The organism is Hymenobacter endophyticus, assembly GCF_032464715.1.
Taxonomy (GTDB): Bacteria; Bacteroidota; Bacteroidia; order Cytophagales; family Hymenobacteraceae; genus Hymenobacter; species Hymenobacter endophyticus.
In genome coordinates this window covers 83,026-104,498 of record NZ_JAWDJT010000007.1, presented here as the reverse complement: position 1 = coordinate 104,498, position 21,473 = coordinate 83,026, and the positions used below count along the sequence as shown (strand labels likewise).

Sequence of the window (21,473 nt, the reverse complement as noted above, 5' to 3'; positions counted from 1 at the left end):
AAGGTCAAAGGATGATTAAAACCCGATGTTCAGCCCTACGGTGAACGTCTTGGCCTGCGGGGCAGAATAAAAATCGTTGCCCTGCGAAATATTGCTGGCAATGTAGTCGGTGTTTACCTCCGGGTCCCAGCCTTTGTAATCGGTGAAGGTGAGCAGGTTAACTCCCGAGAAAAACAGGCGGGCCGTATTCAGGTGCGCGTAGGAAGTCAACGACTTGGGAATATTGACGCCCAGCGTAACCGTGCGCAGGCGCACATACGAGGCATCATAGAGGAAGCGCGACGACTCACCAATGCCGTTGCCCGCAAACAGGCGGGCCTGCGGCACATCGGTTACGTCGCCGGGGTTGCGCCAGCGGCGCAACTGGTCGCGGGTCTGGTTGTCGAAGCCATTGTTGAAGCCCACCGACATAAACTTACCGCCCCCATCGTACACCTCATTGCCAAATACCCCCTGGAAGGTGAACGAGAAATCAACCAGATTGCGGAAAGTGAAGGTGTTGGTGACCCCACCAATCCAGTTGGGGTTCGGGTTGCCCAAAATAACCCGCTGGGCGGCGTTATAGTCGGGCGTGGTGCCCCGGTCCAACGAGCCGTCGGCATTGGCGGTGTTCAGGTAATACAGCGCGTCACCATTGGCGGGGTCTACACCTGCGTACTCAACCCCGAAGAACACACCCAAAGGCTGGCCCTCCTGAGCCCGGTTCAGAAATCCGCCCTCGATGATTTGGCCCTGTAGGTTTTTTATTTTGTTGCGGTTAGCAGAGGCATTGAAGCTCGTACTCCAGGTGAAGTTCGCACCCTCCAGGTTGCGCGTATTCAAGGCAACCTCCAGCCCTTTATTTTCCAGGTCGCCCACATTCCGGAACTGCTGGGCAAAGCCGCTGGTACCAGGCACGTTCACGTTCAAGGCCAGGTCAGAGGTATTTTTGCGGTAGAGGTCTACCTCACCCGTCAGGCGGCTATTGAAAAATCCAAAATCCAGACCTACATCCAACTGGCTGGTGCTTTCCCATTTCAGGTCGGGGTTGGCAATCTGCACCGGAGCCTGGCCGGGTACTCCACCGTAACCGGCATCGGAGTACAGCGCCTGCCAAGGAAAGTCCGGGAACGACTGGTTGCCCGTAATGCCGTAGCTCACCCGAGGTTTGAGTTGGGTGATGATGGCATTATCCTTCAGGAAAGCCTCCTCCGTAAGCACCCAGCCCACCGAGGCCGCCGGGAAGAAACCGTACCGGTTGTTGCTGCCAAAGCGAGAAGAGCCATCGGCCCGGAAGCTGGCGTTGATCAGGTAGCGGTTGTTGAAGATGTAATTAGCCCGGCCAAACCACGATACCAGAGAGCTTTCCGTGCGCGCCGATGAGCCGGCACTAATCAGGGCGGCGCTGGTAATCTGCCGGTACGCGTCGCTGGGGAATTGCTGCCCCGATACGCTGTTGGACTTCACCCGGCGCTTCTCGAACGAAAACCCACCCACCACTTCTAGGCTGTGCTGCTCACCCAAAACCGGCCGAAACGTGGCGAAGTTGTTGGTAATAAAGCGGCCGTTGGTTACGGTGCGGTTGGTACCGTTGCCATTGTCGGCGAAAGAGGTGTTACGGGCCGTCAAGCGGCCATAATAAGAATCTTCCTCCTGATTGAGCAAGTCAATACCTAACTCCGAGCGAAAGGAAAGTTGCTTAGTAAGGTTCAACTGCCCATAGATGTTGCCCAGGTTGCGGCACACCGTAGCCAGATAAGAGGCCCCAATGGTGTTCAGCAGTGGGTTGTAATACACCGGGAAGTTGGTATTGGGTTGGCCCGTAGCGTTATCCAGCGCCCCGCTGATTTGGTTGGTCCGTGGGTCTATCAGAGGCGTGATGGGGGACAACGCCACAATCTGCATAGGATTGGAAAAGGCGTTATCGGCGGCCAGACGTCTGTTTTCGGTGCGGCTGAGCGAGTAGTTGAGGCCCAGGGAGAAGAAGTCCGACGCTTTATGGTCAAGATTGGTACGGGTAGTAATGCGCTTGAACTGGTTACCCACCAGAATACCTTTCTGGTCGCTGTAGCCCCCCGAAACGTAGAACTTTGTTTTGTCGGAGCCACCGTTGGCGCTCAGGTCAATCTGGTGAAATGGAGCCGACTGGAAAACTTCTTCCTGCCAGTCGGTACCATAGGCCAGCACATCAGTATTACCGGCGGCATAGCGCTGCAGGCGCGTCTCAGCGAAGGCCGCTAAGCCTACATTAGCGGCCGATTCACGCACCAGGTCCACGTACTCGGTGGGGTTCAAAAAGTCTCGTTTGCGGGTGGGCGTACTGGTGCCGGTCTGGTAGCTTAGGTTGAAGCGCGTTACGCCTTCCCGGCCCCGTTTCGTGGTAATCAGCACCACTCCGTTAGACGCCCGCGAGCCGTAAATAGCCGATGCCGACGCATCCTTCAGAATACTGATAGACTCAATATCATTGGCGTTGATATCGGCAATAGGGTTGGTTTCAGCGCTGATACCCGACTGGCTTTCTGAAATAATTGGCACCCCATCTACCACGTATAAGGGCTGGTTACCACCGCTTACCGAGGTTGCGCCCCGCACACGCACTTTAATACCCTGCCCCAGCTTGCCGCTGCTATTCTCAATAAACACGCCAGCCGCTTTTCCCTGAATAGCCTGCTCAAACGATGGCACGGGGGTATTTTGTACGTCCTTGCTCCCGAGCTGTACAATGGAGCCACTAATATCTGCCTTGGCCTGAGTACCGTAGCCTACTACCACTGCTTCGCCCAGTTCCGTGGCGCTACTCTTGAGCGAGGCCACTACGTTAGTTCGGTCGCCTACTACTACGTTCTGAGTTTCGAAGCCGATGGAGCTCAGCACCAGCGTAGCGCCAGGTTGTACAGTCAGGGTAAACCCACCATCGGCCCCGGTACTGGTGCCGTTGCTGGTACCACGCTCCAACACGGTAACGCCAGGTAGTGCGGCCCCGGCAGCATCCGTGACGCGGCCGCTTACCGCTCGGGTTTGGGCTGCTGCCGACGAGGCCATCAGTACCCCGAATGCTACTGGAATAAAGTAATGCTGTTTCATACAATCCGGCCCTTTTACAGGCCCGTTAGAGTGAAAAAATGCTTTATAACCACGCTATGCAGCGGTATTCGTGGGTGCGGTCTGCTCTCTTACCTTTCCCAAGCCTTGCGTGGCCTCAACTATGAGTGCCCTTCAATGCAAAATATATAGGCGAATAGCAATATCATAGAGGATTTAAGTAAATCACTACAATTTCCATTGGCCGAGAATCTGGTTTCGGTGCCCGGAGCTGGTTACCTTTACTCAGTTTACAGCCGCAGTGCTTTTTTGCCGGGCCGGATCAAATTTTGTAATCCTTCTTTAATGCCTGATATCCAGTATATCACCGATGCCGCCGCCGTTGCGCAGGTTGCGGAAGCAGTCCGTCAGCAGCCCCGCCTGGCCATTGACCTCGAATTTGATGATATGCGCTACCGGTATGGGCGCAATCTGGCGCTGATTCAGCTGTTTGATGGCACCACGGTTTACCTCATCGACCCGCTGGCCCTCACCAACCCCGCCCACGACTTGGAGCCTCTGTGGGCCATTCTGCGCGACCCGGAGGTAGCCATTGTGTTCCACAGCTGCAAGTCGGATATTCTGCTGCTGGATGAGCTCTACGACGTGCACGTGCGTACCATCATCGACACGAGCGTGCAGTATACCCTTCTGGCAGAGGCCGATAACAACATCTCCCTGGGCCGCCTGATTCAGCAGGAGCTCGGCCTGGAAGTGGACAAGGGTGAGCAGAAATCCAACTGGCTAAAGCGCCCCCTCACCGACGCTCAGATGCAGTACGCGGCCAACGATGTGCTTTACCTATTTGAGCTAACGGACCGGCTGCAGGCTAAGCTGGCAGCCTTGGGCCGCACCGCCTGGGCAGCTCAGGAAAACAAAGCCTTGGAAGAGGTACGCTACTCCCGCGACGAACGGCCCTACCTGCGGCTGGCTGGCAAATACCGCATTCAGCCCCAGGAGTTGCCCATGTTCCGGGACTTGTTCATGCTGCGCGATGAGGTGGCCCGCTACATTGACCGTCCCACGTACATGGTGGCCAGCAACGACCGGCTGGCGGAGCTTACCCGCCTGCCCGTAACCAGCTCGGGCCACCTGCGCAATGCGCCCGGCTTACACCCCGAGCTGAAGCGCAGCCCCTTTGCCGAGCGCCTCGTGGAGCTAGCCACTGAAGACCGCGCCCCCGAGCCCGCTCTGCCCGCCGAGCAGCGCCGCTTTCCATTTCGGCGGCGGCTTACCGGGGCCAAGGCTGCCCAGGCCGATGCCCGTGAGGCGCTGCTAATGGCCTTAAAAACGCATCTGGCCGAAGACCACAGTCCCATTATGGCCAACCTGGTACTCAGCAACCGCCTTATTGCCGAAATCATTGAGCTGGGAGCCGACCAGTCGTTGCGGCCTTGGCAGCGGGCCTTGCTGCTGGAAACGGCGGAACGGCATGGCCTCGACTTTGGGCAGCTTGCAGAACCCTTTGACACCAAAGGCTAAACAGCTTCGGCACTCACATAAAAGCCCTGCCAGTGTACCTGGCAGGGCTTTTATGTGGGTAATCAATGCAGTTTCTCGTTGTTCTGGTGGCGGGTAGCGTCGCGCTGGGTTTTCTTGGCGAGGTTGCGCTGTAAGGCGTCCGTGAGGTTTACGCCGGTCTGGTTGGCCAGGCAAATAACTACGAACAGTACATCGGCCAGCTCCTCAGCCAGCACTTTATCCTTGTCCGATTCTTTGAAGGACTGCTCCCCGTACTGCCGGGCAATGATGCGCGCTACCTCTCCCACCTCCTCAGTAAGCATGGCCATGTTGGTGAGTTCGTTGAAATACCGGACGCCGGTAGTCTGAATCCAGTGGTCAACAGTCTGCTGAGCTTCTTCGATGGTCATAGGTGAGAGGTGAAGTTGTGAAAGGTGAAGTTGTGAAAATAGTGTTGACTAACCATTCACCATTTCACAACTTCATCCTTGCAGAGAGTCCAGCACGATGGTTACGGGGCCATCGTTGAGGAGCTCTACCTGCATGTCGGCGCCAAACTCACCGGTGGCTACGGGCCGGCCCAACAACTGGCTTACGGCTTCCACAAACTGCGCATAAAGCGGAATAGCAATGGGGGGCGGGGCCGCGCCCGTGTAGCTGGGCCGGTTGCCTTTACGGGCATCGGCCAGCAACGTAAATTGGCTCACCACCAGCACCTGCCCGCCCGTATCCAGCACCGAGCGGTTCATTTTACCTTCCTCATCAGAGAAGATGCGCATTTGTACCAGTTTGCGCGCCATCCAGTTGAGGGTGGCCGGCGAGTCATCCGGGGCGAAGCCAGCTAGCACTAGGAGGCCGGCACCAATTTGGCCGGTTACATGGCCCTCCACGGTTACGCGGGCGTGCCGCACGCGCTGAATTACAATCCGCATACGTATCAATCAGGCAGCCGGGAAATAGGGCGGGCCGGGTGCAAGTACGGCGGTATTGCCCGGAATCGGCAATATTCACCAGGAAAATCCTACCTCTTGTCTTCCGCAGCACACCGCTGCTGAGGGCAGCCCGCGCGGCATGAATCTACCCCGCTTCTCTCATTTACAGCCATTTTGGCTTTGGTTGCTGGCCCTGGCTGTGCTGGTGCCGGTGCGCCTGCACGGCTTGGCCGCCGCTGCCCTACCCGATTACGACTCGGTACGAAACTGGCAGATTGTGCAGGAGGTAGCCCAGGGCAATTTGCGCCATCTGTTTCACCACGGCAGCCCGGCTTTTGCGCTGGTATACGCACCAGTAGCGTGGCTTACTACCGATTATCGAGTATTTCAGCATCTCAACGCGTTGGTGGCCGTGGCGGCAGTAGGGCTGCTGAGCTGGCAGATTGCCCGCATCACGCGCCTTCCTGGCTGGCTGGCAGCCCTGTTGGTCCTGCTGATGGGCACCAGCGTATTTCTCACCTTTTCGGGGCGCGATTTTACTATGAGCTCCTGGAGTCTCCTGTGCTTCGCGGGCTTGCTAGGCACCTATTACCAGCGGCTACTGAGCCCTTCCGCCCCGGCGTTATACCGCGCTGCCGGTTGGCTGGTATTGGGCCTGTGTTTCAACTACAAGTTTCTGCTTACGCTGCCTATTCTGGTGGTGCTGGAGTGGTGGCAGGCCGATGGACTACTACTGCGCAACGGGCATTGGTGGCGGGTGCTGCTGCTGCTGCTGACGCCCTACGTGGTGCTGGGTGCGGTAGGAGTAGTGGCAGGGCTGCCCTGGTACCTGTGGCCGGCCATCTACTATAAAGTGGCCTTTCCGGACGCCGCCAACGCCGCCGGCCGCGCCGCCACGCTTCACCCCGATTTTCTGTACTACCTGCGTTACCTCTGGGACTTTGAATCGGGGCTGGTGTGGCTGGGGCTGCTGGGTCCATTGTGGCAGCTGCGGCAAGCGCGACGCGGGGCACCGCTGCCGCCCGAGCTGTACATAGCCGTGTGGGGCTGGTGCTTGCTGGCAGGCATGTCGTTGCTAGTGAAGGCGCCGCGGGGGCTGCTGTGGGCCTACGGGCTATGGTACGCTTTGGCGCTGCTGCAGCTGCGGCGGCTGCCGGCTCCGGCGCTGATAGCAGTGCTGGCAACGGCCATCGGGCTCAACCTCTACCGCATTCAGCGGGAAATCTATGCCTACTCCCCTACTAATTATCCGCGGGTGGCGGCGTGGCTGCGCGCCCACCAGGCGGGCCCAGTAGGTAGCACAGTGGGCATCGGGCTGGCGCCTTTTCAACTCCCCACCGACACTGTGCGGGCCCTCATGCACGAGCAGGAATTGTCCGCTTTGCGCCGGGGCCAGGGCTTCCGCTACGTGCTGCTGGATGGCTACTGGCGGGTGACCAACGTGGCCCGCTTTCAGGAGTTGCAGCGGCAGCAACCCGCGGCCGCCTGGCCCGAGCCACTGCTAACCTGCCCCCTGCTTTTCCTGGAGCACTCCGAGTTCACCGGCCTGAGTTATACTGCAACCTTGCAGCGGCAGCAAGCCGCCGCCCACGACTCCTTGCAGCTGCGGCTGGTTCCGGTGCAGTAATTCCGACTACTACTACCAAACGCAAAAAGGCCCCGCTGAAGCGGGGCCTTGGCTGTAACCGAAACTAGCTGCAATTATTGCGGCCGGGTGGTGGTGGGCAATGTGTTGGGGTCGATGAAAGGGATATTGGCCCGATACTGCCCGTTAATTGCCTTGATAAAAGTATTAGCCAGCAGCGCATTTCCGCGCGGCGTAAGGGAATACAGATCCAGGGAGTAAAAATTGCCCCGCATTATATCCGAAGAATACTCCACCCCATTCACCGAAATCCGGCGGTTAATCTGCGTAAACAGTTCGTCATCCAGGCTCACGAAGGGCAGCTTGTACACGTTCTTGGCCAGGCGTTCCAGCTCCGTGTTCAGCGTAACCAGCGGCGTGTTGATCCGGTTAAACTCGAAGTAGTCGAGCACGTCGCGGCGAACCAGAGGGTTGCGCTTGCTCAGGCCGTAACGAACGGATACAGTGGTGCCGTTGGGCAACGTTACGTTCTCAGGAGCACCCAAGCGGTCTAAGCCCGCGGGCAGAACAAAGTCGCCGGCATCAATGGCCCGCACCACGTTGCCCGGGGCCGAGCGTATGTAGATAGAATCAGGATTCAGGCCTTCAACCAACTGACCCCGGACACCATTTTTGCCACCCAGCTGCAACAAAGGCAGGTTTTGAATGGAAGGCGTAAGGGCAATAACCCCCTGGCGGCCGTTGGCAGCGAGGCGGTCCAGCATCTTTTTAGCGTTGCCGGTCAGGATGCTGGAGCTGGGGGGCGTGCCACACTCGCCCCCACTCAAAATATAGGGCAAGGCATCCCCAAAGCCCATGAAGAAGGTAAAGAACGTAGCCGACGACGACGCATCCGTGGCGGCTTGCAGGTAGGTGCGGTTGTCGTTGGCCGGCAGCAGCCGCTCAAAGTAGGAGTTAAAGCTACCGTAACGGGCCTGATTGGCCGTATTTCCCAGCCCCGCTACTTCTACCTGCGCTAAGCCCAATCCGGGCACCCCCAGGTTTTGGCTAAGGGGCGAGCTTGCGGCTTGCGAGTACAGAAAGGTAGTATCGGGGCCGCCACAAGCGGCTGCATTTACTACATAACTACCCCGTAGTGCCCGGCCCCTCCGCACCAGCCAGGTATGATACAGCAACGGTTTGCCCCCTACTCCGGTAGATGATTGTGAGGTAAGATACCCCGTACCAGTGCCGGCGGGTAAAAGGCCTTGGGTGAAGGTAGCCGGCGGGTTGATGCGGATAAACTGCTGGGCCAGCAGGTTGGGGAAGGAGTACTGCTGGCCAGTAGCCGTGAGCCCACCTTCACTAAACCCGGCAGTATAGCCGTCACCAATGGCCACGTAGCGGTACACATCCAGCGTGCCGGCCGTCGGCGTCGGCTCCGATTGATGTAGGGTGCAGCCGGCAGCCAGCAGGCCCAGCGCCAGCGGCGCTACGACCGGGCGCAGCACCCGGCGAAAAATCGACCCCGAAGAACGAAGAAAAGAGCGTTGCATAGAAAAAAGCGGAAGCGGTTATTTCTTGGAGCCGAACGAGTACGAAACCCCAGCGGCCAGCGTATGCACCAGCGTGCGGTAGTTGCCGGCAATACTGGGTGCCTGGTACTGGGTGCGGTTCACGCGGGCCGTGCGCTTGCCGGCCACTTCCAGGCCGTAGCCCAAATCAAGCATTACGCGGCGCAGGCCCAGGCTCACCCCCAAAGAGCCGCCCAGGCGGTTGCCATCGGGCAGCTCCGGCGAAATAAATTCGTCACGAATGGGCGTTTCATCGTAGCTCACCCCGGCCCGCAGCAGCAGATTATTGGAGGCCGTGTACTCCCCGCCTACCCGAAACGACATGGCATCCTCGTAGCGGCGGCCCTGGCGCACAGACGGTATACTGGTGTCCTTGAACTTGAAATTAAGCGAATCGTAGCTGCTCCAGCCCGTAAGGGCAAAGTCGAAGGTGACCAGCAGCTTCTTGGTCATCTGGTCGGCCAGGCCCACGGCCAGCGTGGAAGGCAGCTTCACGCGGGTTGTGAAAGCATCGGTACTCCGCCCATTACCTATTCCGCCATTCACTACCGTTTCCGCCGAACCGTTGTTCATCCGGAGCGCAACTGGCCCCCGGAAGCTGATGCCGAACGACAAATCCTCGCCGGTGCGGCCGTACATACCCAAGCTGTACCCGATGCCGCTGCCGCTAGCTTTGTAGCTGACCGCAGCGCCCAAGTCGTCAAACTGGCCCAGGCTACGCTCCCGCTGCAGGCTGCCGCGGGCGTAAATAAAGCCGGCCCCCAAGCTGAAGTTCTCGTTTACCCGGAAAGCGGCCGTGGGCTGCACAAATACGGTGTGCATGCTGGCCGAGCGCACTAGGCTGCGGCCTTCCCACGAACCGGGCCACTGGGTATCGTAGCCGAAGGGCGTGTTCACGCTCAGGCCCACTTTCACGCGGTCAGAAAGCGGATGCGTAGCGTAGAAATAGCCGCCGGGCAGAATGGCCAGCTCCTGCAAAGTCTGCCGGCGCGAGTCGGTACCCAGAAATGAGGTAGTGCGGGCCGTACCCAGCCCCCCAAAGCTCAGGTGGGTCAGTGAATCGAGGTGGCCCAGAATGCCGGGGTTGTAAAAGATGCCCGACGCGTCGCGGGCGTAGGCCGTGGCCGCTCCGCCCAGGCCTACCAGCCGAGCACTTTGCGGGCCGTTCTGAAAACCGCCCCCCAGGGTCGCACTTGAAACAAACAAAAAACCAACGGAGAGGAAACGTCGCGTCATGCAGGCAGTTTTTCGGATAATAAGCTGCAAAGGTAGCTGGAATTCAGCTGAATTGAGAGGCCAAAATTGCGTGCGGAGGATTGATTAGGCGGACGTATTCCTGCGGCCTGCGGCCGTATTGTTGCCGCAGCATGAAACCGGTTACCGCCTAACCCCCAGGCTATCGAGCCAGTGCTGGTAGCGGCGGGCATTCTGCTTATGCTCGGCGTAGGTTGCGGCGAAATCAGAGAAGCCGCTACCGCCGGGGCGGGCGCAGAAAAACACGTAGTTGTGCCGGGCCGGCTTGAGCACGGCATCCAGGCTCTGGCGGTTGGCGGAGGTAATGGGGCCTGGGGGCAGCCCTTTGTGCTTGTAGGTGTTGTAGGGCGAGTCCACGAGCTTATCCTTGTTAAGCACGCGCTTCACTCCGAAGTTGCCAATGGCCCAGAGCAGCGTAGGGTCGGCCTGCAGGCGCATGCCCCGGCGCAGGCGGTTGAGGTAAGCCCCGGCAATAAGGGGTTTGTCTGTTTTCTGAGCAGTTTCGCGCTGCACAATGCTGGCCAGTACGTGCACCTCGGCGGGGCTAAGCCGCAGCGAATCGGCGCGGCGGCGGCGTTCCGGCGTCCAGAACCGGCGGTGCGTAGCGGCCGCTGAATCCAGTAGTTGCTCAGGCGAGGTATTCCAGAGCAGGCGGTAGGGACCCGGCAGAAACAGCGTGAGAATGGTGGTAGTATCGAGGCCGTACCGTTGCTGCAGCCAGGCATTGCGCTGCAACAGGCGGCGCAGGCTCACCGAGTCGGTTTCGAGCTGGCAGGCTACCTGCCGGGCCAGTTGGGGCTTGTACTTAAAGGCATCGAGGGTGAAGGCCACCGTATCCTGCTCGCCCCGGCTCAGCATTTCTACCAGCACCCGGTTTCCCAGGCCCGGCCGCAGTAAGTAGCGTCCCGGCTTTACCTGCTCGGGGTAATTGTACCAGCGGGCTACCCGCTCAAACGAGGCCTCATCGTGCAGCAGCTCATACTTGCGCAAGGAATCCAGCACGGCTCCGTAGCCAGCACCCGTGCGGACATACAGGTACGCCGGCCCGAACGCCGAATACCGCACATTTGGCTTCCAGAATACGTACCACGCCGCGCCCAGCCCGGCCAATACAGCCACGCTCAGCGTCAGCAGGAAAATCAGCCAGAATTTACGCAAACCTTGAATTGGTTACGCTGTCATCCTGAGCGAAGCGTGGAACCTTATTACGGCAGTTTTTCAAAAGTAATATGGTCCTTCGCTTCGCTCAGGATGACAGGCGGTTACTTGACTCCTTCAGAATACTACCCCTCATTCACCAGCGCGGCTACGGCAGCCTCCAGCTCCCGCTGGCGCTGGCGGCGCTCCACTTCCACGGGGGCAGCGGCGCGCACTTCGCAGTTCGGAATGGTACACCGCTCACAGGTTTCGTTTACCTCCTTCTGCACAATGGCCGGGTCATCCAGGAAACGGACTTTCTGGCGCAAATTGTCGTCGCAGAGCAGACCAACAGTTACACTCACGGCCGGCTCGGTGGCCGAACCAGCCCGGGCCAGCGTCAGGCACAGATACTCGTCGCCGTTGGGGTACACGGAGCGTTGGGCACCCAGGGTATAGTTGGGCGCGTTGTTGGCCGGCTGCTGCCGCAACTCGGCAATCAGGCGCAGGGAAATCCAGCGGCGGCAGTAGTGTTCGTGCAGCTCGTTGCCGTGGGGGTTGTGTAAGCGTGAAAGGTGGAGCTCTTTGGTCAGCTTGTACGCCGCCGAGGAATTGGCCTGGTCGAAGCGCAGGAAAAACAGGCTCTGAATACCGAAGTGGCGCGGCAGCAGGTTGGTAATGCGCTGCATGAACATCTCCGGCGACACGGCATACTTGGTGAGCAAATCCAGCAGCAGCGTGGGCTCCCACTTTTTGGCGTTAAAGAAGCGCGTGAGGTCCCGCACCAGGGTATCTTCTTCCATCAGCAACGCCCCGGCAAAGTAGCTGGCTTTGAAGTTGTTGAGCACCTCCTCGAAGGAGCGTACCGGAAACGAGGCATTCACGTAGGGCCGCTCCTTCAAGCCCACGTAGTTGAAAGCCACTTCCCGGCCTAGCACGAAACCTTCCTGAGCCCCGCTGAGGCCCTTGCGCAGCAACAACCGCCGGGATTTAGGCTGAAATACGGAGCGTAGCCGCCCCAGATGCGCGTACTCATCCAGGCCAGTTCGGTCGAGGGTGTAATTATACTTCTCCACCAGCACCCGCTCCAGCTGGGTCCGGTCGAAGGGGGCAGCCGCTTGCAGCTTGTGCTCTACCTGGAACGTGCGCACGTCCTGCTCCAGCTCCTCGAAGTAGTTGTCGTGCATCTCCTGAAAGGAGCGCAGCGCGGCCAGGAAGAAGTTTTCCTGGCGCATTTCGTAGTTGCGGGCTATTTCGAAGAGCGTGCTGATGAAGGCGTTCATCTTGGCCGGGGCATCGGCAATGAGCTCCACAATGCGCAAGGGGTCCAGCCCGAACATATCCAACGGAAACTCCTTGAGCAGGTCCGACTGCAGCAACTCCGAAATGGGCTCCAGGCGGCGGCTGAGCGTGAGCGAGGTGAGCTGGTCGTAGGTAACGCCCAGCACCTTGCTCAGGCTCAGTATTTTATCGGCTTTAGGATACTTCTTTCCCTTTTCAATCTCATTCAGATAGGACACCGACACGTCGCAGGCGCGGGCCAGCTCGGCGGGAGTATAGCCCCGCTCCTGCCGCAACTCGCGCAGCTTCAACCCAAATATCAACCGGACAACCTGGCCGTGACTCAACATAATTAAACAGATACGGGCGAAAAACTACTGATGGGCTAGGCACTCAGCAACTTCTACACCATGAACCCGCAAATCTACGCTTCTGAAGTGGTTCTAAAAAATTAGCGAATATTCGCTTGTTATATAAAATTCGCTTTACTATGTTTGACATGTTCAGCCGGAACAGATTTCAGTTTGTGTTACTCTCCAAACCAACTTGCCCATGCCGCCCTTCTCCGATTCGCAGACGCTGGTGCCACCGCCCACCTACCGCACGCCCGAGCGGGTGAAAGTGCTAGGGCAGTACTCGCCCGAGTACGCCGAGATTCTGACACCCTCGGCCCTAGCTTTCGTGGCAGAACTGCACCGCCGCTTCGATGCCACGCGGCGGGCCTTGCTGCAACGGCGCGAGGAGCGGCAGCGCGAGTTTACTAGTGGCAGGCTGCCTGATTTTCTGCCCGAAACGCGCCTGATCCGCGAAAAGCCCTGGACGGTGGCCCCGCTGCCAGCTGATCTACTGGACCGGCGCGTGGAAATAACTGGCCCAGTGGAGCGCAAAATGATTATCAACGCCCTCAACTCGGGAGCCAGGGTGTTCATGGCTGATTTCGAGGATTCCAACTCTCCTACCTGGGCCAACTTGGTAGAAGGCCAGCGCAACCTGCGCGACGCCGTGCGCCGCACTATTTCCCTGAGCACGCCCGCCAAAGAGTACCGCCTCAACGAGCAAACGGCCGTGCTCATGGTGCGGCCCCGGGGCTGGCACCTGGTGGAGAAGCATGTGCTGGTGGATGGGGAGCCTATCAGCGCCGCTCTCTTCGACTTTGGGCTGTACTATTTCCACAATGCCCACGAGCTGTGCGCCCGGGGCAGCGGACCCTACTTCTATCTGCCCAAAATAGAGAGCCACCTGGAAGCCCGCCTTTGGAACGACGTATTCGGGTTTGCGCAGTGGTCGATGAAGATGCCCAAGTGCACTATTAAAGCCACCGTGCTCATCGAAACGCTGCCAGCCGCCTTCGAGCTGAACGAGATTCTGTGGGAGCTGCGGGAGCATTCGGCGGGCCTGAACTGTGGGCGGTGGGACTATATCTTCAGCTACATCAAGCGGCTGGGACGGCGGCCGGAATTTCGGCTGCCTGACCGCGCCGAGGTAACCATGACGGTGCCGTTCATGGCGGCCTACTCCCAACTAGTCGTCCAGACCTGCCACCGCCGGGGCGTGCACGCCATAGGCGGTATGGCGGCTCAAATTCCCATCAAAAACGACCTGGAAGCCAATGAAGCTGCTCTGGAGAAGGTACGCCAGGATAAAATCCGGGAAGCCCGCAACGGCCACGACGGCACCTGGGTAGCCCACCCTGGCCTGGTGCCAGTGGCCCTGGACGTATTTGATGACTTGATGCCCCAGCCTAACCAAATTATCAACAAGCGCGAAGATGTGCACGTGACGGCCGCTGATTTGGTACGGGCACCGCAAGGCCTCATCACGGCGGCCGGCCTGCGGCTGAATATTGACGTGGCCGTCCAGTACCTGGAATCCTGGCTGCGGGGCAACGGCTGCGTGCCCATTTACAACCTGATGGAGGACGCGGCCACCGCCGAAATCAGCCGGGCGCAGGTGTGGCAGTGGCTGCACACGCCCGGTACTACGCTGCAGGATGGCCGCCCCGTGACAGTAGAGCTGTACCGTTCATTCGTGCCCGACCAGCTGGCTAAAATCAAGGCCCTAGTAGGTGAGCAGCCGTACGAAGCCGGCCGCTACCTGGAAGCCGCCCGCCTCTTCGACCAACTGGTGACGAGTGAGCAGTTCATCGAATTTCTGACCGTGCCAGCCTACGAGCAGCTGACTTAACTGTCATTCCGAGCGAAGCGAGGAGTCTGATATACTCACCAGAAGGTAAACCCCGATTCCTCGCTTCGCTTGGAGTGGCAACCTGAGGCGTTGCCTCCCGCCCATTTCTTGACTTAAAAAGAGCCGCTTTGCCAGCCGGCCGGGCCGCGCTTTGCCTTCCTTTTCCACCTCCTAACCCCTTACCCTTATGAACAAGCAGGAACAGATTGCCGCCGTACAACAGGATTGGGCTAGTAACCCGCGCTGGAAAGGAATTGAGCGGCCGTACTCGGCGGCAGATGTGCTGAAGCTGCGCGGCTCGGTGCAGGTGGAGTACACGCTGGCCCGGCGCGGAGCTGAGCGGCTTTGGGCGCAGCTGCACTCCGAGGAGTACGTGGCCGGCCTGGGCGCGCTTACTGGCAACCAAGCTATTCAGGAAGTGCAGGCCGGGCTCAAGGCCATCTACCTCTCGGGCTGGCAGGTAGCAGCCGATGCCAACGGAGCTGGCCACATGTACCCCGACCAAAGCCTCTACCCCGCCGACTCGGTACCTACTGTGGTACGCCACATCAACAACGCCCTGCTCCGCGCTGACCAGATTCAGAGCGTATCGGGGGAGGGCGCAGTGCACTGGCTGGTACCCATTGTGGCCGATGCCGAGGCCGGGTTTGGAGGCAACCTGAACGCGTTTGAGCTGATGAAGATGATGATAGAGGCCGGGGCTGCCGGGGTGCATTTCGAAGACCAATTATCTTCGGCCAAGAAGTGCGGACACCTGGGCGGCAAGGTACTGGTACCCACCCAGGAGGCCATCAACAAGCTGATTGCCGCCCGCCTGGCGGCCGATGTGCTGGGCGTGCCCACCTTGCTGGTGGCCCGCACCGATGCCGATGCCGCCGACCTGCTCACCGCCGACGTGGACCCGCGCGACCAGCCCTTTGTGCTGCAGGAAGCAGAAAGAACGTCGGAGGGCTTTTTCCGGGTGCGCTGCGGGGTAGAGGCCGGTATTGCCCGGGGCCTGGCCTACGCCCCCTACGCCGACCTAATCTGGATGGAAACCTCCCACCCCGACCTAGAACAGGCCCGACAGTTTGCGGAGGCCATTCACGCGCAGTTTCCAGGCAAGCTGCTAGCTTATAACTGTTCCCCTTCCTTCAACTGGGCGGCAAAGCTTACTCCCCGGGAAATGAGCACTTTTCGGGAGGATCTAGCGGCTATGGGCTATAAGTTTCAGTTCATCACGCTGGCCGGTTTTCACGCGCTCAACACCAGTATGTTCGAGCTGGCCACCGCCTACCAGGAACGGGGCATGGCCGGCTACTCCGAGCTGCAGCAGCGCGAGTTTGCCTTACAGCAGCAGGGCTTTCGGGCCGTAAAGCATCAGGCCTTTGTGGGCACTGGGTACTTCGACGCCGTACAGAACCTGGTAACATCGGGCCAAACTAGTACGGGCGCCCTGGTTGGCAGCACCGAGGAAGCCCAGTTCAACCACTAAGCACGGATGCAAACGGGCTATATCGGATAGCACGGCCTCGTTTTGACTAAGACAAGAGCAGCCCCCTCGATGTGAGGGGGCTGCTCTTATTTGTTGCCATAGAGGCAGCTCTCCCGGAACGAATCTACGCTATCCAATGAGTTCGTCAACGGCCGTTATCCGACCATCTTGAAAAACCGGCACGATGGTGTACTCATCTTGGCGGATGCAGAATTCCATGTCTTTATGGGCTTCTAAGCTGTTGAGGCGGCGTACATGGGATGATTTCAGTAGGTAACCAGCTACATCAGCCTCGGCCGTTTTCCACAAGTCCAGCGCGGCCAGGGTAGCATCGGAGCTGGTAGTATCGAAGTCGGTTTGCAAAAGGGCAGCCAGGGCTCCGCCAAACAGCGTATCCTCCAGGCAAAAATTACCCTTCCAACCGGCACACACCACTACCACATCCTTCTGCAGGCGGCGCAAGTGCTCCGCTATGGCCCCAATATTCAGGAACGCACCCACCAGCACCTTATCAGCGGCGGCGGAAAGGTGCAGGGCTCGGGTACCATTGGTGGTAGTAATAGCCACGCACCGTCCGCGCACCGGTACTACCCCGTCCAGGTAACCAAAGGGGGAGTTGCCGAGGTCGACGCCTTCGGCCTGGCGGCCGTCCCGCTCGGCGGCGGTAAGATAGCCGGCCGCCGCCTGAGCCTGGCACTCTGCCAGCTCGCTGAACGGCACCAAGTGGGTAACACCCTGTGCCAGCGCCGTTACGATGCTGCTGGTAGCGCGCAGAATATCCACCACCACGGCTACTTTACCGCGCAGGTCATAGAGAGGAAGCAACTCGGGGGAGAAGCACACGTCGAGCGTGGGGAGCTGATTGGTCATCGGGGAAAGTTAAAAAACGTCATGCTGAGCGAAGGCGCAGCCGCAGCCGAAGCATCTCTACTAGGCGTAATCAAAGGATTTAGCCAGAGGTAGAGATGCTTCGACTGCGGCTGCGCCTTCGCTCAGCATGACAGGCAATAGATCCGTTTACACCTCCTCGGTGCCGGGCACGAAGGGCAGCTTGGTGACGGTAGCGGGCAGGTTTTTGCCGCGCACCTGCACAAAGATTTGGGTTCCGGGCTTGCTCAGCTCAGTTTGCACGTAGCCCAGGCCCACGCCCTTGCTCAGGCTCGGCGACTGGGTGCCGCTGGTTACCTCGCCAATTACTTCGCCGCCTTCATTCACCAGCGGATAGTGGCTGCGCGGAATACCGGGACCGTCCATCAGGAAACCCACCAGCTTGCGCTCTACGCCGGCCTCCTTCTGGGCTTTCAGGCTGTCAGAATTGGTGAAATCCTTGGTAAACTTGGTAATCCAGCCCAGGCCAGCTTCCAGGGGCGAGGTTTCGTCGGTGATGTCGTTGCCGTAGAGACAGTAGCCCATTTCCAGGCGCAGCGTGTCGCGGGCGCCCAGGCCAATGGGCTTAAGGCCGTAAGGCTGGCCGGCTTCCATTACCTTCTCCCACACCTGCTGGGCGTATTGGTTGGGCACGTACAGCTCAAAACCGCCCGCCCCAGTGTAGCCGGTGGCCGAGATAATCACGTCCGGGGCGCCGGCGAAAGTGCCCTGCACGAAGGAGTAGTAGGGAATGGTGCTCAGGTCGGCCTCGGTGAGGCTCTGCAGGGCGGCCGTAGCCTTGGGGCCCTGCACCGCAAACAGACTCATCTCATCCGACACGTTCTGCATGTTGGCGCCGTCGGTGTTGAACTGCTGAATCCAGTTCCAGTCCTTGTCGATATTGGAGGCATTCACCACCAGCAGGTAGTCCTCTTCGGCCAGCATGTACACCAGCAAATCATCCACGATACCGCCTTGCTGGTTGGGCAGGCAGCTGTACTGGGCCTTGCCGGGCGCAAGCTTGCTGGCGTCGTTGCTGGTTACGCGCTGAATGAGCGGCAGGGCTTGGGGCCCGCGCACCCGAAACTCACCCATGTGCGAGACGTCGAAAATGCCCACCGCCCGGCGCACGGTGTGGTGCTCTTCCAGGTCGGAGGAGTAACGGACGGGCATATTGTAGCCGGCAAAGGGCACCATTTTGGCACCGAGCTGCTGGTGCACATCATTGAGCGGAACGGTTTTGAGCGACTCAGACATGGGGTGGAGTGGAAATGGGAAGATGAACAGCCAACGGCCGCCAGCAAAGCAGCAGCGTTGGTCGGGCGAAAGTAGCCAATAATGCCCGGCTGGCAGCCCTGATTTTCGGTTATCTTTGCTGTAACTGTTTAGCTTGCCCCGCGCATTACCGGACTATTTTTCTGCCGTTTCCGCTCCGGCAAACGTATACTCTGCCCTATGACCGATGAATTGAAGCAGGAGTTTGATGGTGCCCGTATTAAGCACCTGCATTTTAAGTCCAAGCTTCGCTCCTTTCTTTATGGTAGCAGCACAGCTGAAGCCCCCATTCGTGACCCGCGACAATGCTCTTTTGGGCAGTGGATTACCACCTATGTGCTCACCCGCTACGGCCAGTTGCCGGAAAGCCGGGAACTGGATGCCGTGCATACCCAAATTCACCTCGAAGCCAACCGCCTGATGGATATGGCCCAGCGCGGCCGCCAGGATGAGGCCATTGCCGGCATGGCAGAAATTAACCGCTTGGCCGACCTGATTACCCGGCTGCTCCGTACGTTGGAGGATAAAATTCGTACTGGCCGTTAATCGTCCGTTCTGCCGCCGCTCCTGCATGAAGTTTAAACTCTCTACTAAGTTATTTGCGGGCTTTCTGATTATATCCGGGCTATTTGCGGCGGTGGTAGTTATCAACTATCAACTCTCCCGGGCTGTGCTGCGCAACTCCCAGCGCGTGGAACGCTCCCAGCGCATTACGGGCGAAGCCACCACGCTGCTGCGCAATATTATTGACATGGAAACCGGCTTCCGGGGCTACCTGCTCATTGGCAATGAGATTGTGCTGGACTCCTACTATGAGGGGGAGCGGAACCTACTAGGGCGGTTTGCCCAGCTCCGCAACGAGCTGACCCTAGGCACACCTCAGTATGAGCGCATGGTGCGGGCCCAGTACCTGTTTCAGCAATGGTCGGCGTACTCTCACCTGCTTATTGGGGAAAAGCGCGAAGCTATGCGCCGCGACCCAAATCAGATGGGCATCAATGGCCTGGAGCACCGCAACCTCACCACCGACCTCACGGGCAAAGTCTTGATGGACCAGATTCGGGTGCTGTTCACGGTATTCGACCAGGAGGAGGCCGATATTCGGGTGAAGCAGCGCGTAAAGCTGCAGGAGAGCATCCGCGAAACCCGCATTCTATCGGTTAGCATCACGCTGGCTACCATTTTTCTGGGGCTGCTGTACGCCTCCTACCTGGTGCGACAGTTTTCCCGGCGCATCAAGGGCATGGTGGTACAGGCCAAGCGCATTGCCGATGGTGACTATTCCACCCAGATGCAGGATGCGGATGATGATGAGCTGTCGAAACTGACGGAATCACTCAACGTCATGACCGACACCATCAACACCAACATCCGGCAGTTGGAGCGCCGCAACCAGGAACTGGACCAGTTTGCCTACGTAGTTTCCCACGACTTGAAAGCCCCGCTACGGGGCATCGAGTCGGCTTCGCGCTGGATTGAGGAGGACATGGGCCAGGGCCTGCCCGACCACATCCGGGAGTTCCTGATCCTGATGCGCACCCGCGTGCGGCGCATGGAAAACCTCATCACCGGCATTCTGGACCTGGCTCGGGTGGGCCGCACCCCCCAAGCCGACGAGGCCGTATTTGTGCGCCAGCTCCTGCGCGAAATCATCGAGTCCCTGGAGCTACCCACTGGGTTTGAGGTGGAGCTGCCCTTCTATCTGCCCACGATTCATACCAACCGGGTGCAGCTGCAGCAGGTATTCACCAACCTGATCAGCAACGCCGCCAAGTACCATCATCAGCCGGCCCAGGGTGTGGTGCGCATTGGCTGCGTGGAAGGCCCCAAGTTCTATACCTTCTCGGTGGCCGACAATGGGCCTGGTATTGCACCGGAATACCACGAGCGAGTTTTCGTAATTTTTCAAACTCTTACGGAGCGTGATACCCTGGAAAGTACGGGGGTAGGTTTGGCCATCGTCAAGAAAATTGTGGAAGGCCAGGGCGGTGCCATTCACGTTGAATCTGCTGAAGGACAAGGCGCTTCCTTTATTTTCACCTGGCCCAAAGAGCCCCGCCGCCGCCGCGAGGACCAGCCAAATAAGCCCCCTGCTTCCACCGTAGTACGCTGAGTACCGTATAACCACTCGGCCACCGAAGGCCCGTACTAGTGCAACCACCTATGAACTCTGAAGCGGATCAATCAAGCATTCTTCTGGTTGAGGATGACCAGATGGATATTATGAACGTGCAGCGGGAGCTGCGAAAACATAACGTAGATGTGCCGCTGCACATAGCCCGCAACGGCCGTGAAGCCCTGAATATGCTGCGCGGGGAGGGCGGACAGGAGCAGATTGCCAGGCCCAGCGTGGTAATGCTCGACCTGAATATGCCCCGCATGAACGGCTTGGAACTGCTGGAAATTCTCCGCTCCGACCCTGATTTCGTGGGCCTGAATGTATTTATCACCACTACCTCTGACTTGGAAACGGACCGCCTAAAGGCCCAGGATTTAGCGGTGAGCGGCTACATCATTAAGCCGTTGAGCTTTGAAAGCTTTGGGGAGGGCGGCACATCAGTTGATGGGTTCAGCCTCTTTCTGGACCTACTTCGGCTCAAAGCGTAACCACACGGCAGAATAGCCTGCCCTACTACGTTCCATCCCCCTAGGCCATACGCCCTGATAACCGCTCGGTTATCAGGGCGTATGGCTTTACTACAGCTTCGATATTAAGCGGAGTGACTTTGTTCTTACTTGGCCAGAGTCGTTCTCAACTACAGTAACCGGAAGCCCATCCGGTGGTGCTCAGTAGGCCCAAACTCGCGGATGGCAGCCCGGTGCAGGGCTGTGGGGTAGCCTGCATTTTGCTCCCAGCCATAGTGCGGATAAGCGGCCGCCAACTCCCGCATACGCTCATCCCGAAACGTTTTGGCTAGTACCGAGGCAGCCGCAATGCTCCGGTATAGCCCGTCGCCGCCTATTATGCACGTGTGCGGCAGCGTGGCATGCGCACGAAACCGGTTACCATCAACCAGCAAGTGGGTGGGCTCTACGGCTAAGTGCGCTACCGCCCGGTGCATGGCCAAGTAACTAGCCTGGGCAATATTGATGGTGGCAATTTCATCGGGCGAGGCTTCAGCTACTGCCCAGGCTACCGCCTCCCGGCATATTTCGGCGCGTACTGCTTCCCGTCGCTTGGCCGTCATCTGCTTGGAATCGTTAAGAAACTGCGGCGTAAAATCAGGGGGCAGAATAACGGCGGCGGCAAAAACCGGCCCGGCCAGGCAGCCCCGCCCGGCTTCATCAAGGCCTGCCTCCAAGAACTGACCGGTATGAGATGCTATTAACATAGCCACAAAAGTACGGCCCGGTTTTCTAGAGCGTGTGGAGAGTTGATAAACTGTCCTGCCTAGAACGTCATGCAG

At 58.9% G+C, this 21,473-nt stretch carries 17 protein-coding genes; 7 read left to right on the top strand and 10 right to left on the bottom strand.

The features are described 5' to 3' along the window. Window positions 1-15: 15 nt before the first annotated feature. Window positions 16-3,066 carry a SusC/RagA family TonB-linked outer membrane protein gene (locus ROI90_RS11890; protein ID WP_315998568.1) on the bottom strand — a complete coding sequence of 1,017 codons (3,051 nt, stop codon included), beginning with the start codon at window positions 3,064-3,066 and terminating at the stop codon, window positions 16-18. Between the two features lie 303 nt (window positions 3,067-3,369). On the opposite strand from ROI90_RS11890, the gene ROI90_RS11885 reads away from it, so the two are divergent. Next, window positions 3,370-4,545: a ribonuclease D gene (locus ROI90_RS11885; RefSeq protein WP_315998567.1), complete on the top strand. Its 1,176-nt coding sequence runs from the start codon at window positions 3,370-3,372 to the stop codon at window positions 4,543-4,545. A 62-nt stretch (window positions 4,546-4,607) separates the two neighbouring features. Here ROI90_RS11885 and ROI90_RS11880 read toward each other — a convergent pair whose 3' ends face one another. Both ROI90_RS11880 and dtd read right to left on the bottom strand, forming a co-directional pair. Beyond that, window positions 4,608-4,934, bottom strand: a complete 327-nt coding sequence (locus ROI90_RS11880) for a nucleotide pyrophosphohydrolase (protein ID WP_315998566.1) — start codon at window positions 4,932-4,934, stop codon at window positions 4,608-4,610. Between the two features lie 72 nt (window positions 4,935-5,006). Continuing rightward, complete coding sequence (gene dtd / locus ROI90_RS11875) at window positions 5,007-5,456, bottom strand: D-aminoacyl-tRNA deacylase (protein WP_315998565.1); 450 nt, start codon at window positions 5,454-5,456, stop codon at window positions 5,007-5,009. Between the two features lie 139 nt (window positions 5,457-5,595). On the opposite strand from dtd, the gene ROI90_RS11870 reads away from it, so the two are divergent. Then, window positions 5,596-7,083: a hypothetical protein gene (locus ROI90_RS11870; protein WP_315998564.1), complete on the top strand. Its 1,488-nt coding sequence runs from the start codon at window positions 5,596-5,598 to the stop codon at window positions 7,081-7,083. A gap of 74 nt (window positions 7,084-7,157) precedes the next feature. Here ROI90_RS11870 and ROI90_RS11865 read toward each other — a convergent pair whose 3' ends face one another. From ROI90_RS11865 to ROI90_RS11850, 4 genes are all read right to left on the bottom strand, one after another. Beyond that, window positions 7,158-8,576 (bottom strand): hypothetical protein, encoded by a 1,419-nt coding sequence (locus tag ROI90_RS11865; protein WP_315998563.1) that lies wholly within the window; start codon window positions 8,574-8,576, stop codon window positions 7,158-7,160. A gap of 18 nt (window positions 8,577-8,594) precedes the next feature. Next, window positions 8,595-9,830, bottom strand: coding sequence for an OmpP1/FadL family transporter (locus tag ROI90_RS11860; protein ID WP_315998562.1), 1,236 nt, complete (start codon window positions 9,828-9,830; stop codon window positions 8,595-8,597). Window positions 9,831-9,971: 141 nt separating this feature from the next. Next, window positions 9,972-11,006 (bottom strand): endolytic transglycosylase MltG, encoded by a 1,035-nt coding sequence (gene mltG / locus ROI90_RS11855; RefSeq protein WP_315998561.1) that lies wholly within the window; start codon window positions 11,004-11,006, stop codon window positions 9,972-9,974. A 125-nt stretch (window positions 11,007-11,131) separates the two neighbouring features. After that, the gene (locus ROI90_RS11850; protein WP_315998560.1) at window positions 11,132-12,616 is read right to left on the bottom strand and encodes a helix-turn-helix domain-containing protein; all 1,485 of its coding nucleotides are present in this window, start codon (window positions 12,614-12,616) and stop codon (window positions 11,132-11,134) included. Window positions 12,617-12,818: 202 nt separating this feature from the next. Between ROI90_RS11850 and aceB the strand changes: the two genes are divergently transcribed. Further along, entirely contained in the window at window positions 12,819-14,450 is a 1,632-nt protein-coding gene (aceB, locus tag ROI90_RS11845) for a malate synthase A (RefSeq protein ID WP_315998559.1), read from the top strand. Between the two features lie 187 nt (window positions 14,451-14,637). Continuing rightward, window positions 14,638-15,924: an isocitrate lyase gene (gene aceA / locus ROI90_RS11840; RefSeq protein ID WP_315998558.1), complete on the top strand. Its 1,287-nt coding sequence runs from the start codon at window positions 14,638-14,640 to the stop codon at window positions 15,922-15,924. Window positions 15,925-16,053: 129 nt separating this feature from the next. Here the strand turns inward: aceA and ROI90_RS11835 are convergent, their stop codons facing one another. After that, window positions 16,054-16,794 carry a 2-phosphosulfolactate phosphatase gene (locus ROI90_RS11835; protein ID WP_315998557.1) on the bottom strand — a complete coding sequence of 247 codons (741 nt, stop codon included), beginning with the start codon at window positions 16,792-16,794 and terminating at the stop codon, window positions 16,054-16,056. A 147-nt stretch (window positions 16,795-16,941) separates the two neighbouring features. Further along, window positions 16,942-18,048, bottom strand: a complete 1,107-nt coding sequence (gene gcvT / locus ROI90_RS11830) for a glycine cleavage system aminomethyltransferase GcvT (protein WP_315998556.1) — start codon at window positions 18,046-18,048, stop codon at window positions 16,942-16,944. 198 nt (window positions 18,049-18,246) lie between these two features. On the opposite strand from gcvT, the gene ROI90_RS11825 reads away from it, so the two are divergent. The 3 genes from ROI90_RS11825 to ROI90_RS11815 are packed head-to-tail and all read left to right on the top strand — an operon-like array spanning window position 18,247 to window position 20,673. Further along, entirely contained in the window at window positions 18,247-18,612 is a 366-nt protein-coding gene (locus ROI90_RS11825) for a CZB domain-containing protein (protein WP_315998555.1), read from the top strand. 25 nt (window positions 18,613-18,637) lie between these two features. Then, on the top strand, window positions 18,638-20,179 hold the full coding sequence (locus tag ROI90_RS11820; RefSeq protein WP_315998554.1) for a sensor histidine kinase: 1,542 nt from the start codon (window positions 18,638-18,640) through the stop codon (window positions 20,177-20,179). 50 nt (window positions 20,180-20,229) lie between these two features. Continuing rightward, entirely contained in the window at window positions 20,230-20,673 is a 444-nt protein-coding gene (locus ROI90_RS11815; protein ID WP_315998553.1) for a response regulator, read from the top strand. Window positions 20,674-20,822: 149 nt separating this feature from the next. Here the strand turns inward: ROI90_RS11815 and ROI90_RS11810 are convergent, their stop codons facing one another. Next, window positions 20,823-21,398 (bottom strand): ribonuclease HII, encoded by a 576-nt coding sequence (locus ROI90_RS11810; protein WP_315998552.1) that lies wholly within the window; start codon window positions 21,396-21,398, stop codon window positions 20,823-20,825. Window positions 21,399-21,473: the final 75 nt, after the last annotated feature.

Bases quoted from the DNA above. Each gene is read 5' to 3' on its own strand.
- ROI90_RS11885 (WP_315998567.1), top strand. From the start codon at position 3,370: ATGCCTGATATCCAGTATATCACCGATGCCGCCGCCGTTGCGCAGGTT.
- aceB (WP_315998559.1), top strand. From the start codon at position 12,819: ATGCCGCCCTTCTCCGATTCGCAGACGCTGGTGCCACCGCCCACCTAC.
- aceA (WP_315998558.1), top strand. From the start codon at position 14,638: ATGAACAAGCAGGAACAGATTGCCGCCGTACAACAGGATTGGGCTAGT.
- gcvT (WP_315998556.1), bottom strand. From the start codon at position 18,048: ATGTCTGAGTCGCTCAAAACCGTTCCGCTCAATGATGTGCACCAGCAG.
- ROI90_RS11865 (WP_315998563.1), bottom strand. From the start codon at position 8,576: ATGCAACGCTCTTTTCTTCGTTCTTCGGGGTCGATTTTTCGCCGGGTG.
- ROI90_RS11870 (WP_315998564.1), top strand. From the start codon at position 5,596: ATGAATCTACCCCGCTTCTCTCATTTACAGCCATTTTGGCTTTGGTTG.
- ROI90_RS11890 (WP_315998568.1), bottom strand. From the start codon at position 3,066: ATGAAACAGCATTACTTTATTCCAGTAGCATTCGGGGTACTGATGGCC.
- ROI90_RS11825 (WP_315998555.1), top strand. From the start codon at position 18,247: ATGACCGATGAATTGAAGCAGGAGTTTGATGGTGCCCGTATTAAGCAC.
- ROI90_RS11880 (WP_315998566.1), bottom strand. From the start codon at position 4,934: ATGACCATCGAAGAAGCTCAGCAGACTGTTGACCACTGGATTCAGACT.
- ROI90_RS11860 (WP_315998562.1), bottom strand. From the start codon at position 9,830: ATGACGCGACGTTTCCTCTCCGTTGGTTTTTTGTTTGTTTCAAGTGCG.
- ROI90_RS11820 (WP_315998554.1), top strand. From the start codon at position 18,638: ATGAAGTTTAAACTCTCTACTAAGTTATTTGCGGGCTTTCTGATTATA.
- ROI90_RS11810 (WP_315998552.1), bottom strand. From the start codon at position 21,398: ATGTTAATAGCATCTCATACCGGTCAGTTCTTGGAGGCAGGCCTTGAT.
- ROI90_RS11835 (WP_315998557.1), bottom strand. From the start codon at position 16,794: ATGACCAATCAGCTCCCCACGCTCGACGTGTGCTTCTCCCCCGAGTTG.
- ROI90_RS11850 (WP_315998560.1), bottom strand. From the start codon at position 12,616: ATGTTGAGTCACGGCCAGGTTGTCCGGTTGATATTTGGGTTGAAGCTG.
- dtd (WP_315998565.1), bottom strand. From the start codon at position 5,456: ATGCGGATTGTAATTCAGCGCGTGCGGCACGCCCGCGTAACCGTGGAG.
- ROI90_RS11815 (WP_315998553.1), top strand. From the start codon at position 20,230: ATGAACTCTGAAGCGGATCAATCAAGCATTCTTCTGGTTGAGGATGAC.